At 64.0% G+C, this 14157-nt stretch carries 13 protein-coding genes and 1 pseudogene; 7 read left to right on the forward strand and 7 right to left on the reverse strand.

The genetic code is table 11. From position 1 onward, the window contains the following. Positions 1-109: 109 nt before the first annotated feature. From HAP47_RS36940 to HAP47_RS36950, 3 genes are all read right to left on the reverse strand, one after another. Entirely contained in the window at positions 110-691 is a 582-nt protein-coding gene (locus HAP47_RS36940; protein ID WP_173643797.1) for a YqaA family protein, read from the reverse strand. Positions 692-754: 63 nt separating this feature from the next. After that, complete coding sequence (gene hisE, locus HAP47_RS36945; RefSeq protein ID WP_173643796.1) at positions 755-1156, reverse strand: phosphoribosyl-ATP diphosphatase; 402 nt, start codon at positions 1154-1156, stop codon at positions 755-757. Between the two features lie 123 nt (positions 1157-1279). After that, positions 1280-1681, reverse strand: coding sequence for a hypothetical protein (locus tag HAP47_RS36950; RefSeq protein ID WP_173643795.1), 402 nt, complete (start codon positions 1679-1681; stop codon positions 1280-1282). Between the two features lie 262 nt (positions 1682-1943). On the opposite strand from HAP47_RS36950, the gene HAP47_RS36955 reads away from it, so the two are divergent. Beyond that, positions 1944-2999, forward strand: coding sequence for an ABC transporter substrate-binding protein (locus tag HAP47_RS36955; RefSeq protein WP_173643794.1), 1056 nt, complete (start codon positions 1944-1946; stop codon positions 2997-2999). Positions 3000-3012: 13 nt separating this feature from the next. Here the strand turns inward: HAP47_RS36955 and HAP47_RS36960 are convergent. Beyond that, positions 3013-3772: pseudogene (locus HAP47_RS36960) on the reverse strand (IS5 family transposase). Positions 3773-4075: 303 nt separating this feature from the next. On the opposite strand from HAP47_RS36960, the gene HAP47_RS36965 reads away from it, so the two are divergent. From HAP47_RS36965 to HAP47_RS36985, 5 genes are all read left to right on the forward strand, one after another. Further along, positions 4076-5854: a glucan ABC transporter ATP-binding protein/ permease gene (locus HAP47_RS36965; RefSeq protein WP_173643793.1), complete on the forward strand. Its 1779-nt coding sequence runs from the start codon at positions 4076-4078 to the stop codon at positions 5852-5854. A 251-nt stretch (positions 5855-6105) separates the two neighbouring features. Then, on the forward strand, positions 6106-7509 hold the full coding sequence (locus HAP47_RS36970; protein ID WP_173643953.1) for a D-alanyl-D-alanine carboxypeptidase family protein: 1404 nt from the start codon (positions 6106-6108) through the stop codon (positions 7507-7509). Positions 7510-7686: 177 nt separating this feature from the next. Further along, positions 7687-9369 (forward strand): long-chain fatty acid--CoA ligase, encoded by a 1683-nt coding sequence (locus tag HAP47_RS36975; protein WP_173643952.1) that lies wholly within the window; start codon positions 7687-7689, stop codon positions 9367-9369. An 8-nt stretch (positions 9370-9377) separates the two neighbouring features. Beyond that, positions 9378-9956, forward strand: a complete 579-nt coding sequence (locus HAP47_RS36980; protein WP_173643792.1) for a DUF924 family protein — start codon at positions 9378-9380, stop codon at positions 9954-9956. Positions 9957-10064: 108 nt separating this feature from the next. Further along, a complete protein-coding gene (locus tag HAP47_RS36985) occupies positions 10065-10550 on the forward strand; it encodes a peroxiredoxin (RefSeq protein ID WP_097673720.1) in 486 nt (161 codons plus the stop codon). Positions 10551-10726: 176 nt separating this feature from the next. Here the strand turns inward: HAP47_RS36985 and rnhA are convergent, their stop codons facing one another. From rnhA to ispH, 3 genes are read right to left on the reverse strand one after another with little or no spacing between them, the layout of a single operon-like run. Next, entirely contained in the window at positions 10727-11188 is a 462-nt protein-coding gene (gene rnhA / locus HAP47_RS36990; RefSeq protein ID WP_171947839.1) for a ribonuclease HI, read from the reverse strand. Beyond that, entirely contained in the window at positions 11176-12156 is a 981-nt protein-coding gene (locus HAP47_RS36995; protein WP_173643791.1) for a homoserine kinase, read from the reverse strand. Before HAP47_RS36995 ends, rnhA begins: the two co-directional genes overlap by 13 nt. 5 nt (positions 12157-12161) lie before the next feature. Further along, positions 12162-13136 carry a 4-hydroxy-3-methylbut-2-enyl diphosphate reductase gene (ispH, locus tag HAP47_RS37000; RefSeq protein WP_173643790.1) on the reverse strand — a complete coding sequence of 325 codons (975 nt, stop codon included), beginning with the start codon at positions 13134-13136 and terminating at the stop codon, positions 12162-12164. 229 nt (positions 13137-13365) lie between these two features. On the opposite strand from ispH, the gene HAP47_RS37005 reads away from it, so the two are divergent. Beyond that, on the forward strand, positions 13366-14061 hold the full coding sequence (locus HAP47_RS37005; protein ID WP_050405544.1) for a DUF1013 domain-containing protein: 696 nt from the start codon (positions 13366-13368) through the stop codon (positions 14059-14061). The last annotated feature ends 96 nt before the right edge of the window (positions 14062-14157 follow it).

The following is a 14157-nucleotide window of genomic DNA, read 5'->3' on the forward strand; positions in this document are numbered from 1 at the left end:
GGCGGGATTGAGTCTCGCGAGATTCACCGGTCGTCGATTCCATCAGCCAACGCAGCGACCGTAGTCCGAAGCCGTCCGCGAGCAAAGACGCGAACAGCTAGAACTTTGGTCAGATCAGCTTGAATGCGACAACAAAGCCCAGCACCAGCACGATCGCGCCGATCGCGACCCACAGGCCAAGCCGCTTCTCGAGCTCGGCACGGATGACATCGCCATAGCGATTGAGCAGCACCGCGACAAAGAAGAAGCGGCCGCCGCGTGCGACGATTGAGCACAGGATGAACAGCCCGATGCTGTAGCCGGCAAAGCCCGACGTGATCGTCACGAGCTTGTAGGGGATCGGCGTCAGCCCCTTCACGAGGATGATCACGGCACCCCACTCGGCATAGGAGGCGCGGAACGCGTCGACCTTGTCGGACAGGCCATAGAGATGGATCAGCCACTGCCCGAGCGAGTCGTAGAGCAGCGCGCCGATCGCGTAGCCGAGCACGCCGCCGGCGACGGACGCGACGGTGCAGACGGCCGCGAACCACCAGGCCCGCTTCGGCCGCGCCAACGACATCGGCAACAGCATGATGTCAGGAGGGATCGGGAAGAAGGAGCTCTCGGCGAAGGCGACGGCGGCGAGAATCCAGAGTGCGTAGGGCTTGTCGGCCGCCGCGACGCACCAGTCGTAAATCCGTTTCAACATGGGCGCGATGAACCATCATGGAGCGGATTTGTCCATGCCGGGAATGGATCGAATTTGGTTGATTTACGACTGCCGTTTGCGCAGCCGGTTCTCCAGCGCGACAATTCGACGCCGAACCACCGGAACGGGCGCGGTCTTGGGTAGCTTGACGGGCGACTTCGGCAGCTTCTCGGCGATCCCGAGCAGGCGCTCGCGCCGCTCCATCTCGCGCCACACATCCCCCGGCTTCACGCCGGCCGATGCCCACAGAACGGTGAGATTGTAGAGCAGGTCCGCGCTCTCGCGGACGACGGCGTCCGGCTTGCCGCTGACGGCGTCGATCACGACCTCGACCGCTTCCTCGGCGAGCTTCTTGGCCATCTTGGCCGGCCCGCGCTGGAACAGCCGTGCCGTGCGCGACGTAGCCGGATCAAGATCCTTGGCCACGATCACCGCCTGGTAAAGCCGCTCGATCGAATCACTCATCCTGCGAGCCTAATCGAAACACATCGCCAGCGTGTTAACGGGCGAGCCGACAACGAAAAATCCACCGGCCTCGCAGCCGGTGGATTCGATGCTTTGTGACAGTTCTGCGAACCGATGACGGTATCAGTACGGCGTATAGGGCAGTGCCGAGCGGCGCCCGTAATAGCCGTGATAACCATAGTACGGTCCGCCGCCATAATAGGCCGGGCCGCCGTAGTAGCCATAGGAGTCGTAATAGTCGCGACGGTTCTGGGCTGCGGCGATCGCCAGACCCGTGCCGACGATCCCGGCGAACGCAGCCGCAGCGGCCGCGCCGCCGCCACCGCCACGATAGTAGCGTCGGCGCGCGCTGATGTCGGTTGCGCCGCTCGTGCCGTGCGATGTGGCCACAGCGGCCGCCTTGCCCGCCGGAGCAGAGCCTGCGAACGCCATCGTCGGCTCAACGGCCGTCAACGCCACCGCGGCAACCGTTGCCAATGTGGCTGCGCGGCCAATGGACGAAAAAACACCCCTTCGCGCAAACATTGCAGTCATCCTTTGTGGAAGCCGGCCCGACGGGCCCTGGTGAGCTAATCACTACCCCTAGATTAGGTTCCCCAAACCGAAGGCAAGCTGAACAACCTGGGGTTAAATCATGGCAGTCATCGGCTGTTCACCTTGCCTGGGGCAGGATGGCCCGCAGATACGCTTGAAATTGATGCTTGAATTGCACCCTGCCCTGGCGCATTCGATGTCATGAAGCAGGCGCAGCCGGCGCGGCACTTTGTCTCGCCTCCCGGATGTCATGATGCAGGTAAGTCGGACCACCGTTCTCCGCTGGATACTGGCCGGCATGATCGGCCTTTCGGGCGGCGTGTGGCCGGCCGTCACGCCGCTGCGCGCCGGCGATGCGCCGCAGCCACTCACCATCCAGTTCACGCTCGACCGTCCGCTTGATGCTGCCGCGGCCCCCTTCGTGATGGCGTCGGCCGGCGGCCTGTTCAGCGCCGAGGGCCTTGCGGTCGGCACCAACGTCGCCACCAGTTCGGCGGATGCGATCGCGCGCGTCGCCGACGGCTCGAGCGATTTCGCCCTCGTCGACGTCAACGCGCTGATCCGCTTTCGCGACAAGCCTGGTGCTGTCCCCGTCAAGGCGGTGTTCGTGCTCTTCAACCAGGCGCCTTATGCGATCATTGCCCGCAAGAGCCGCGGCATCAACGCGCTGGCCGACATCCAGGGCAAGAACCTCGGCGTCGCCGAGGGCGACCTGTCGATCCGGCTGTGGCCCGCGGTCGCCAGGCAGAACGGCATCAAGCTTGCGAGCGTGAAGCAGAACACGATCAGCGCCGCGGTGCGCGAGCCGATGCTTTCCGCGGGCCAGGTCGATGCCGTCACCGGCTTCTCCTATCTCTCGGCGATCAACTTGCGCGATCGCGGCGTGCCTGCCGATGATCTCGCGGTGCTGCGCTTCGCCGACTATGGCTGCGAGGCCTACGGCTTCGCCGTGATCGTCAGCCCGCGCCTTGCCGCGGCGAAGCCGGACGCGGTCAAAGGCTTCGTGCGCGCGGTGATCGGCGGCACCAACCTCGCCGTCAAGGACTCGGCCCGCGCCGCCGGCGAGGTGGCGAGCCGGATGGATGGCGGTTCGCGCGATCTGGAGCTCGAGCGGCTGGGCGCCATCATCCGCGACAACATCTTGACCGGCGAGGTGAAGCGCAACGGCCTCGGTGGCATCAAGCCGGAGCGCTTCGAGCGGTCGGTCGACCAGCTCGCGGAGGACTTCAAATTCCAGAAGCGGCCGCACGCTGCCGACATCTTCGACGACCAATTCCTGCCGCCGATCGATGGCCGGCTGGTGAACTAGGTCGTGTGGACACTTACCGCATCCATAGGACGGTGGCTGCGATGGTAACGACGGCAAGGTAATTTCGGGCGGTCTTTTCGAAGCGGGTTGCGACGCGGCGGAATTGCTTGAGTTTTGAGAAGCAGCACTCCACGAGATGACGCTGGGCATAGAGATGCTTGTCGAGCGGATATTTGAGTGCCCGTGACGGATTGTTGGGGATGACGGCGAGTGCTCCCTTGGCGGCGATGGCTTGGCGCAAATGATCGGCGTCATAGGCTGTATCGGCCATGACGACCTCGGCTGGTAATCCCTCGAGCAAAGCAGCCGCTTGTGGCGCATCGCCCTTCTGACCTGCGCTCAGCGTGAACCGTACGGGACATCCCAAGCCCCGAACGGCCATGTGAATCTTGGTGCTCAGACCACCGCGCGAGCGGCCGATCGCCTGATCTTCAGACCCCCTTTTTTGGCCCCGGCAGCGTGCTGGTGGGCTCGGACGATGGTGGAATCGACGATCAGATATTCGAAGTCCGGATCATCGGACATCACCTCGAATATCCGCCACCAAACTCCCTTGAGGCTCCAACGACTGAAGCGACGGAAGACGCTGTTCCAGTCCCGAATGCTTCAGGCAGATCACGCCAGGGAGCGCCCGTACGAACGATCCAAAGCACGCCTTCCACGAACATCCGATTGTCGCGCCCGGTCGAGCCTTTCTGGTCAGGACCTATAATCAGAGGCGCCATTCGTTCCCATGCCGCATCGCTCAAAACCAAACGGTCCAGCACACCCAAGACTGCCTCCCCAAAGGCAGCCTTGAATCTGATTTGCTCCTAAAAGGGAATCCCTAGAGTCCACACGACCTAGGCCTCCCTATCGACGTCATTGCGAGCGAAGCGAAGCAATCCATTGTCGCCGAACACAAGACAGATGGATTGCTTCGTCGCTGCCGCTCCTCGCATGACGGGATGCTCGCAGCAGAATCGATGAGTTGGATAACGCCAGAAGCGGCCATCGCCCGCTGGCCCTGCATCCCGAACCCTGATTAAATTGCGTCCCGCCTGACCGGGCGCCCACCGCTGACGAGTCCCGCCGGCATGTCCATGCTTCGCCTCTATACCCGCGTCCTCGAACTGCTCGGCAAGGAGGCGCGGCTCGGCTGGATCCTCGCCGCCGCCAACATGCTGCTCGCCGGCGCGCAATTCGCCGAGCCGGTGCTGTTCGGCAAGATTGTCGACGTGCTGTCGGGCCGGCCGGTCACCGGGCTGTTCGCGACCTCCTCGGCATGGCCGCTGCTCGCGGCCTGGGCGGCGTTCGGCCTGTTCACGATCGCCTGCAGCGCGATCGTGGCACTGCAGGCCGACCGGCTGGCGCATCGCCAGCGCCAGGCGGTGCTGACGGATTATTTCGAGCACATCCTGCAGCTGCCGCTGACCTTCCACTCCGGTACCCATTCCGGGCGGCTGATGAAGGTGATGCTGAACGGCACCGATGCGCTGTGGCGGCTCTGGCTCGGCTTCTTCCGCGAGCATTTCGCCGCCATCATGTCGCTGATCGTGCTGCTGCCGCTCGCGCTCTACATCAACTGGCGGCTGGCGATCCTGCTGTTCGCGCTTTGCGTCGTGTTCACCGTGCTGACCACGCTGGTGGTGCGCAAGACCTACGGCATGCAGAGCGAGGTCGAGGCCTATTACAGCGACCTCTCGGCGCGCGCCTCCGACGCGCTCGGCAATGTCGCGCTGGTGCAGAGCTTCGTGCGGATCGATTCCGAGGTGCAGGGCCTGCGCTACGTCGCCGACAAGCTGCTCGCGGTGCAGATGCCGGTGCTGTCATGGTGGGCGCTGGTCACCGTGATCACGCGCGCCTCGACCACCATCACGGTGCTCGCCATCTTCACCGTCGGCATCGCGCTTCACAATGAAGGCCTCACCACGGTCGGCGAGATCGTGATGTTCGTCTCGTTCGCCACCATGCTGATCCAGAAGCTCGAGCAGGTGGTGAGCTTCATCAACAATGTGTTCATGGAAGCGCCGCGCCTGCAGGAATTCTTCGACGTGCTCGATGCTGTGCCGGCGGTGCGCGACCGGCCCGGCGCCGTCGATCCCGGCCGGCTGTCCGGGCTGGTCGAATTCAACGACGTCTCGTTTTCCTATGACGGCAAGCGGCCGGCGATCGAGGACCTCACCTTCACCGCATTGCCGGGCCAGACCATCGCGCTGGTCGGCTCGACCGGCGCCGGCAAATCCACCGCGATCGCGCTGCTGCATCGGGCGTTCGATCCGCAATCCGGCATCATCAAGATCGACGGTATGGATATACGCGCGCTGAAGCTGACGGCGCTGCGGCGGAACATCGGCGTGGTGTTCCAGGAGGCGCTGTTGTTCAACCGCTCGCTCGCCGACAATCTGCGTGTCGGCAAGCCCGATGCGACCGATGAGGAGCTGCGTACCGCCGCGGCGCGCGCGCAGGCGCTGGATTTCATCGAGCGCAGCGAAAAGAAGTTCGACACCCATGCCGGCGAGCGCGGCCGCATGCTGTCCGGCGGCGAGCGGCAGCGGCTGTCGATTGCGCGTGCGCTGCTCAAGGATCCGCCGATCCTGATCCTCGACGAGGCGACCAGCGCGCTTGACGCCGTCACCGAGGCCAAGGTGAATGCTGCTCTCGACGAAGTGATGAAGGGCCGCACCACGTTCGTGATCGCGCACCGTCTCTCGACCATCCGCTACGCAACCCGCATCCTGTTGTTCGACCAGGGACGGGTGATCGAAAGCGGAACTTTCGATGAACTGGTGGCGAAAGGCGGGCGTTTTGCCGACCTCGCGCGGGCCCAGTTCATGGTCCAGGAACAGGCCGGCGCCGGCATCGAGGCACCATAATTCTCCCCTTTCCAATTGAGGCGGCTGCCGAAATTCGGCCGATTTCGTCCACGATATAGTCGGCTGGCCTCTGTTCTCAGCTGGCAAGCCGGTATAGGTTTGCATCGCCGCAATGCGGCGCCGGACACGCTTGAAACCCGTACGTCACATCGCAAGACCTCCTTCTTGAAGGCGGGTCTCAAAGGACCGGAACCGTCGTGTATTTTCCTTGCCCGCTGCGCCCGTCACTGAAATCGATTCTGGCCGTCGCGATGCTCGTCATCGCAGCGCCGCAGATGGCGCGAGCCGAAGCGCTGCTGGTGGTCGAGGCCGATACCGGAAAGGTGCTGCAGGCCGACAATGCGACGATGCCGTGGTACCCGGCTTCGCTCAGCAAGCTGATGACCGCCTATGTGACGCTCAAGGCGGTGAAGGACGGTCGCGTGTCGCTCGACACGCTGCTCACGGTGTCGCCGACCGCATCGTCGCAATCGCCCTCGAAGATGGGCTTCCGGCCCGGCACCCAGGTCACCGTCGACAATGCGCTGAAGATGATGCTGGTGAAGTCGGCCAACGACATGGCCGTGGTGCTGGCCGAGGGCGTCGGCGGTTCGATCGACGGCTTTGCCGGGATGATGAACGAGACCGCTCAGAAGCTCGGCATGACGCAAACGAGCTACGTCAACCCGAACGGCCTGCCCGCCGACGGCCAGATCACCTCGGCGCGCGACATGGCGATCCTCGCCCGCGCCATCATCCGCGACCTGCCGGAATACGAGTATTTCGTCCACATCCCGTCGATCCGCTTCGGCCGCCGCATCACCCAGAACTTCAACAAGCTGATCGGGCGCTATCCCGGCGCCGACGGCTTCAAGACCGGCTTCATCTGCGCCTCCGGCTACAATCTCGTGGCGTCGGCGACGCGCGACGGCAAACGGCTGATCGCCGTGGTGCTCGGCGCCTCCTCGGGCCGCATGCGCGCGATCCGCGCCGCGCAGCTTTTGGATCGCGGCTTTGCCAACAACGGGCTGGCGTGGCTGCGGCCCTCGCTCGGCACCGTCGACAATCTGGTGCCGATCGATTCCACCCCGCCAAACCTGCGCGAGGAGATGTGCGGCGCCAAGCACAAGCGGCCCGGCAGCGACGAGGACGGAGAAGACACCGTCGCGAACGCCGGCACGAGCACCAACGGCGACAGTGGCGTGAGCTTCTTCGCCTCGGGCCTGCAGGCCGCGATGCCGACAAAGCCGGCCGAACTGCTGGCGCAACCGGCGGCGGCGTCCGAACCGGTCGTGGTTTATACGGGACCGACCAAGACCGGAGCTGCCTTGATCGCCGCGGTCGAGGCCGACACCGAGAAGCTGCAGCCGGCCAAGCGCGGCAAGGGCAAGCACACCCGTGTCGCCGGCAAGAAGTCCGATGCGGCTGATGACGCCAAGGGTGACAGCAAGAGCGCCTCCAAGTTGGATAGCTCCAAGTCGGATAACAAGCCGGCGGCCAAGCCCGTACGCCACGCCAACGCCAAGCCGGATGCCGCAGCTGCGAAGCCCGCCGCGGACAAGCCTGCCGCCGCAAAGCCTGCCGGCAAACCGGCGGCGGCAAAGCCTGCTGCGAAGCCCAAGGCCGAGAAGCCCAAGGCTGAGAAGCCGAAGGCCGACGCCAAGCCGGCAGGCTAGCAGAGCGCCACCCCCTCCGATCTCCCAATGCGTCGATAGCGCGCAGCGGCTTGCCATTGGCCGCAGCATCGCTCAATACTGCCTGAAATAAAGCGGCCAAGATAATACGGCCCAGGGTCGGGAAACCCGGAAACAATCCGGGACATCAGCCAAATTTGAGAGAGGGGATTGACCATTATGGAGCGCATCTGGCTCAAGCATTATCCGGCCGGCGTGCCCGCCGATATCGACGTCACGCAATATTCGTCGCTGGTCGAATTGCTGGAAGAGAGCTTCAAGAAGTTCGCCGATCGCAAGGCGTTCATCTGCATGGACAAGGCGATCACCTATCGCGAGCTCGACGAGATGTCGACGGCGCTCGGCGCCTACCTGCAGAGCAAGGGCCTGCAGAAAGGCGCGCGGGTCGCGCTGATGATGCCGAACGTGCTGCAATATCCGATCGCGATCGCCGCCGTGCTGCGCGCCGGCTATGCCGTGGTCAACGTCAATCCGCTCTATACTCCGCGCGAGCTCGAGCATCAGCTCAAGGATTCCGGCGCGGAAGCGATCATCGTGCTGGAGAACTTTGCCACCACCGTGCAGAAGGTGCTGGCGAACACCGCGGTGAAACAGGTGATCGTCGGCAGCATGGGCGACCTGCTCGGCTTCAAGGGCGTCATCGTCAACCTGGTGGTGCGCCGGGTGAAGAAGATGGTGCCGGCCTGGTCGATCCCCGGCGCGGTCACCTTCAACGAGGCGCTGTCGGCCGGCCGCGGCATGAAGCTCAACAAGCCCGTGCTGACGCGCCAGGACGTCGCCTTCCTGCAATACACCGGCGGCACCACCGGCGTTTCCAAGGGTGCCACGCTGATCCACCAGAACGTGCTCGCCAACGTGCTGCAGAATGACGCCTGGCTGCAGCCAGCGCTGAAGAAGCCGCCGATCGTCGACCAGATGGTCATCGTCTGCGCGCTGCCGCTCTATCACATCTTCGCCCTGACTGCGTGCTACCTGCTGGGCGTGCGCTCCGGCGGCACCAATCTGCTGATCCCCAATCCGCGCGATATGGCCGGCTTCATCAAGGAGCTGGCGAAATATCAGGTCAGCTTTTTTCCGGCAGTCAACACGCTCTATAACGGCCTGTTGAACACGCCAGGCTTCGACAAGCTGGATTTCTCCAAGCTGAAGATCGCCAATGGTGGCGGCATGGCCACGCAGAAGCCTGTCGCCGAGAAGTGGCTCAAGGTCACCGGCATTCCGCTCTCGGAAGGCTATGGGCTGTCGGAGACCTCGCCGACGCTGACCTGTAACCGCGCCGACATCGAAAGTTTCTCCGGTACGATCGGGCTGCCGGTGCCCTCGACCTATCTGTCGATCCGTGACGACGACGGCAACGAACTGCCGGTCGGCCAAGCCGGCGAAATCTGCGCCAAGGGTCCGCAGGTGATGGCGGGCTACTGGAACAGGCCGGACGAGACCGCGCGCGTGATGACGTCGGACGGCTATTTCCGCACCGGCGACATCGGCGTGATGGACGAGAACGGCTACACCAAGATCGTCGACCGCAAGAAGGACATGATCCTGGTCTCGGGCTTCAACGTCTATCCGAACGAGATCGAGGAAGTGCTGGCGAGCCATCCGGGCGTGCTCGAATGCGCCGTGATCGGCGTTCCCGATGCGAAGTCCGGCGAGGCGGTGAAGGCCTTCGTGGTCAAGAAAGACCCCAACATCACCGCCGAGGACATCATCAAGTTCAGCGCCACCCAGCTCACCGGCTACAAGGTGCCGAAGCAGATCGAGTTCAGGACCGACCTGCCGAAGACCAATGTCGGCAAGATCCTGCGCCGCGAGCTGCGCGACGAGAAGAAGGCCGCGGCCTGAAACAAGTGATGCGGGCGTTGGACGGACATGACTTTGATGCTCGCATCGCGACGCCTGCGGACATCCTGGCGTTCTGGCTGAAGGCCGGCCGCGACCGCTGGTACACGCGCGACGAAGCCTTCGATGCCGAAATCCGCAGCCGCTTCCTTGCCACCTGGCAGAAGGCGGCTGCCGGCGAATTGTCGTCATGGGAGGCGAGCGACGAGGGCGCGCTGGCGCTGACCATCGTGCTCGACCAGTTTCCGCGAAACCTGTTTCGAGGCAACGCCAAGACCTTTTCAAGTGATGCGCTGGCGCGTGAGGTGGCAAGGCACGCCATCGACCGCGGCATCGATGCGCGGACCGACCCGGTGCTGCGCGAATTCCTCTATCTGCCTTTCGAGCATTCGGAGGACCTCGACGACCAGCAGCGCTGCGTGACGCTGTTCCGGCAATATGACTGCCATCCCGACAACCTGAAATACGCCGAGGACCACGCCGACATCATCCGCCGGTTCGGCCGCTTCCCCCACCGTAACCGGGTGCTGGGTCGGGAAACCACCGCGGACGAGCAGGCCTTTCTCGACGCCGGCGGGTTTTCCGGCTGATGACGGAACGGTGACTGCGCTTCGGCATTGCCGTTCCCGCAGCAGGTCGTATTGTGCGGTCCAACCGCCGGGTTTAAGACAATTCCGCTTCACCGAGGGAGAACAACGATGACGATCAATGTTGGCGACAAGCTGCCGGAAGCCAAATTTCGCGTGATGACCGCCGAGGGTCCGCAGGTCAAAACCACCGACGACATTTTCAAGGGCAAGAAGGTTGCCCTGTTCGCGGTGCCCGGCGCCTACACCGGCACCTGCCACAAGATGCATCTACCGAGCATCTTCCTCAACGCCTATGCCCTGAAGAACAAGGGCGTCGACACCATCGCGATCGTCTCGGTCAATGACGCCTTCGTGATGAACGCCTGGAAGCGCGACACCGACCAGCGCGACGAAGCCGTCTTCCTGGCCGACGGCAATGCCGACTTCACCAAGGCGATAGGCATGGAGCTCGACGCTTCCGGCAACGGCCTCGGCATCCGCTCCCACCGCTACTCGATGCTGGTCGAGGACGGCGTGGTGAAGAAGCTCAACAAGGAGCCGGCTCCGGGCAAGGTCGAGGTCTCCGGCGGCGACACGCTGCTCGGGCAGCTCTGAGCTGACGGCCCACGCACACTGTCATCGCCCGGCTCGACCGGGCGTCCAGTACGCCGCGGCCTCCCGTTTCAATTGCCGATGTCTCTGGAATACTGGATCGCCCGCTTTCGCGGGCGATAACAGTTTTGGGAATGGCTACAGCCGGGATCGCTGATGCGCAGTCGGCAAGCGCCGCCCTACCCCTTCAACCTCGCCATCGCCACGCCTTCGCGCGCCAACTCGTCGGCGCGCTCGTTCTCGGCGTGGCCGGCATGGCCCTTGATCCAGTGCCAGCGCACCTCATGCGGCTTCAGCGCGGCGTCGAGGCGCTGCCACAGCTCGACATTCTTCACCGGCTTCTTGTCGGCCGTGCGCCAGCCATTGCGCTTCCAGCCGTGAATCCATCCGGTAATGCCTTGGCGGACGTACTGGCTGTCGGTGGTGAGGTCGACCACACAGGGCTTCTTCAGGGCTTCCAGCGCCGAGATCGCCGCCATCAACTCCATGCGGTTGTTGGTGGTGTGCGCCTCGCCGCCCTTCAATTCCTTCTCGACGTCGCCGAACCTGAGGATCGCGCCCCAACCGCCCGGTCCGGGGTTTCCTGAGCAGGCACCATCGGTGAAGACAATCACATGCGGCTTGTCGCTCACGCCACGCATCCTGCCGGCGTGATGCCGTAGTCGTTGATAGCAGCGACGTTCTGGTGGAAGCGCAGCTTGCGGACGTATTCCAGCGGGTCCTTCGGCTGCACCAGCGCACCCGCGGGCACGTTGAGGAAATCGACCAGGCGCGTCAGCAGGAAACGGAGCGCGGCGCCGCGCGCGAGCAGCGGCAGCGCGGCCTGTTCCGCCGCCGACAATTGCCGCTCGCGGCCATAGGCATTGAGCAGCGCGCGCGCCTTGGTGACGTTGAAGGAATGATCCGGCTCGAAGCACCAGGCGTTGAGGCAGATCGCGACGTCGTAGGCCAGGATGTCGTTGCAGGCGAACGGAAAGTCGATCAGGCCCGAAAGCTTGTCGCCGAGGAAGAAGACGTTGTCGGGAAACAGGTCGGCATGGATCACGCCGACCGGAAGGTCCGCTGGCCACGCGGATTCGAGATGATCGAGCTCGCGCGCGATGAAGTCGTGCAGACCCGGCTGCACGCTGTCGGCCCGCGCGGCGGCGAGATCGAACAGCGGCCGCCAGCCGGAGACCGACAGCGGATTGTTGCGGACCAGCGGAAAGTCGCGGCCGGCCAGATGCATTTTGGCCAGCGCCGCGCCGACGCCTGAGCAATGTGCCACGTTCGGCCGCCGCGGCCACATGCCTTCGAGGAAGTTGATGATCGCCGCCGGCCGGCCGGCAAGCCGGCTGTAAACCTCGCCCTTGCGGTTGCGCGCCGGCTGCGGGCACGACACCCCGCGCTCGGCGAGATGCGCCATCAGCGAGAGGAAATACGGCAGGTCGTCCTCCGCCACGCGCTTCTCATAGAGCGTGAGGATGTAGGCGCCCTGGCTGGTGTGCAGCAGGAAGTTCGAATTCTCGACGCCCTCGGCGATGCCCTTGTAGGAGAGCAATTCGCCGATCTCGTAGCTCTTGAGGAATTCCGCGAGGTCTTCGGCGGCAACGTCGGTGTAAACCGCCATATGGTCTATTCCGCGGCGGCAGCGTCGGGCCGCAGCGAACGTGGCAGCGGGAAGAACTCGTTCTCTTCCGCGGCCGAGACCGTCTCCACGTGAAGTTCGAAGCGCTCGGCGAAGGCGCCCATGATCTCCTCGACGATCACTTCCGGCGCCGAGGCGCCCGCGGTGATGCCGAGGCTCTTGATGCCTTCGAACCTGCTCCAGTCGATGTCGCTGGCACGTTGTGCAAGCACGGCAATGGGACAGCCCTCGCGCTCGGCGACCTCGCGCAGGCGCTGCGAGTTCGACGAGTTCGGCGCGCCGACCACGATCAGGGCATCGACCACCGGCGCCACCTTCTTGACCGCAAGCTGACGGTTGGTGGTGGCGTAGCAGATGTCTTCCTTGTGCGGACCGTTCACATTCGGGAAGCGCTGCTTGAGCAGCGCCACGATCTCCGCGGTGTCGTCGATTGACAGCGTGGTCTGGGTCACGAAAGCGAGGTTGTTGGGGTCCTTCGGGACGAAGGTCTTTGCATCCTCGGCGGTCTCGATCAGGGTCACGGCGCCGACCGGGAGCTGGCCCAAGGTGCCGACCACCTCGGGGTGATGGGAATGCCCGATCAGGAGGATCTCGCGGCCGCGCTTGAAATGGATCGCCGCCTCGCGGTGGACCTTGGTCACCAGCGGGCAGGTCGCGTCCAGCGAGAAGAAATTGCGGGATTTGGCCTCAGCCGGAACCGACTTGGGAACGCCGTGGGCTGAAAATACCACCGGCGCATTGGTATCGTCGGGGATTTCGGCCAATTCCTCGACGAAAATGGCGCCTTTGGTCTTCAGGCTGTCGACCACATACTTGTTATGGACGATTTCGTGCCGGACATAGACCGGGGCACCATAAATGGTGAGCGCGCGTTCGACTGTATCGATGGCGCGGACCACCCCGGCGCAAAAGCCGCGGGGGGAACAAAGCACGATTCTAAGATCGGGTTTTTTCGCTGACATCAGGCTGTCTCGGGGCAATCTCGGGACCGAATCACCCCTCGCCGGCGGGCGGGGAACGGCCAGTTAGGATAAGGACTTGGGACTGCTTTCGGGCGCTGTCAAGGCGATTTTGCTGGCCCATTGCGCCATTCCCCCCGGAGGGCTTATATAGGCCCTATAATTCCCGTCATCGCCGATGACTACCAGCTTCGCCTCTACAGAGGTGGGCGAAGCACAAAGGAGATTTGCCATGAGCAACGCACCGCTGATGCCGAAGGCGACTGCCGTGTGGTTGGTCGATAATACCGCCCTGACGTTCGATCAGGTGGCCGATTTCACCAAAATGCACCCCCTGGAGGTGCGCGCCATTGCCGACGGCGACGCCGCCCAGGGCATCAAGGGCATGGACCCGATTTCCAACGGCCAGCTGACCCGCGAGGAGATCGAGCGCGGCGAGCGGGACCAGAATTACCGCCTCAGGCTCCAGGAGAGCAAGGTGGTGCTGCCGACCGCCGCCAAGAAGAAAGGCCCGCGCTATACCCCGGTGTCGCGCCGCCACGAGCGGCCGAGCGCGATCCTTTGGCTGGTGCGCAACCACCCCGAATTGAAGGACGCGCAGATCATGCGTCTGGTCGGCACCACCAAGACCACGATCGCCAGCGTGCGCGACCGCACCCACTGGAACGCCTCGACCCTGACCCCGATGGACCCGGTGACGCTCGGCCTGTGCTCGCAGATCGAGCTCGATTTCGAGGTGCAGCGCGCCGCCAAGGAAAAGCCGACCACGACCGTTTACGGCGGCGCCACGCTGCTGCCGGCCTCCGAGACCACGCGCAAGGACGAGCTGGACGATCAGCCGATCGAGCGGCACGACGATCTCAACGTCGATGCCGTGTTCGCCAAGCTGAAGACGATCGGCGGCAAGAAGGCCGACGACGAAGAGTAGGCTCCGTTTCGCGAACACCGGACTACGAAACGCGGCAGGGCAACCCGCCGCGTCTTTGTTTGGGGCACGGGTAGCCTTGATCCCGCACCCGCCGCG

Origin of the sequence: Bradyrhizobium sp. 41S5 (genome assembly GCF_011516665.3) — a bacterium.
Classification (GTDB): domain Bacteria; phylum Pseudomonadota; class Alphaproteobacteria; order Rhizobiales; family Xanthobacteraceae; genus Bradyrhizobium; species Bradyrhizobium quebecense.

Excerpts from the sequence above, each read along its gene's own strand:
- hisE (WP_173643796.1), bottom strand. The coding sequence starts at position 1,156 with ATGAGTGATTCGATCGAGCGGCTTTACCAGGCGGTGATCGTGGCCAAG.
- HAP47_RS36985 (WP_097673720.1), top strand. The coding sequence starts at position 10,065 with ATGACGATCAATGTTGGCGACAAGCTGCCGGAAGCCAAATTTCGCGTG.
- HAP47_RS36950 (WP_173643795.1), bottom strand. The coding sequence starts at position 1,681 with ATGTTTGCGCGAAGGGGTGTTTTTTCGTCCATTGGCCGCGCAGCCACA.
- HAP47_RS36975 (WP_173643952.1), top strand. The coding sequence starts at position 7,687 with ATGGAGCGCATCTGGCTCAAGCATTATCCGGCCGGCGTGCCCGCCGAT.
- HAP47_RS36980 (WP_173643792.1), top strand. The coding sequence starts at position 9,378 with ATGCGGGCGTTGGACGGACATGACTTTGATGCTCGCATCGCGACGCCT.
- HAP47_RS36970 (WP_173643953.1), top strand. The coding sequence starts at position 6,106 with ATGCTCGTCATCGCAGCGCCGCAGATGGCGCGAGCCGAAGCGCTGCTG.
- HAP47_RS36940 (WP_173643797.1), bottom strand. The coding sequence starts at position 691 with ATGTTGAAACGGATTTACGACTGGTGCGTCGCGGCGGCCGACAAGCCC.
- ispH (WP_173643790.1), bottom strand. The coding sequence starts at position 13,136 with ATGTCAGCGAAAAAACCCGATCTTAGAATCGTGCTTTGTTCCCCCCGC.
- HAP47_RS36995 (WP_173643791.1), bottom strand. The coding sequence starts at position 12,156 with ATGGCGGTTTACACCGACGTTGCCGCCGAAGACCTCGCGGAATTCCTC.
- HAP47_RS36955 (WP_173643794.1), top strand. The coding sequence starts at position 1,944 with ATGCAGGTAAGTCGGACCACCGTTCTCCGCTGGATACTGGCCGGCATG.
- rnhA (WP_171947839.1), bottom strand. The coding sequence starts at position 11,188 with ATGCGTGGCGTGAGCGACAAGCCGCATGTGATTGTCTTCACCGATGGT.
- HAP47_RS36965 (WP_173643793.1), top strand. The coding sequence starts at position 4,076 with ATGTCCATGCTTCGCCTCTATACCCGCGTCCTCGAACTGCTCGGCAAG.
- HAP47_RS37005 (WP_050405544.1), top strand. The coding sequence starts at position 13,366 with ATGAGCAACGCACCGCTGATGCCGAAGGCGACTGCCGTGTGGTTGGTC.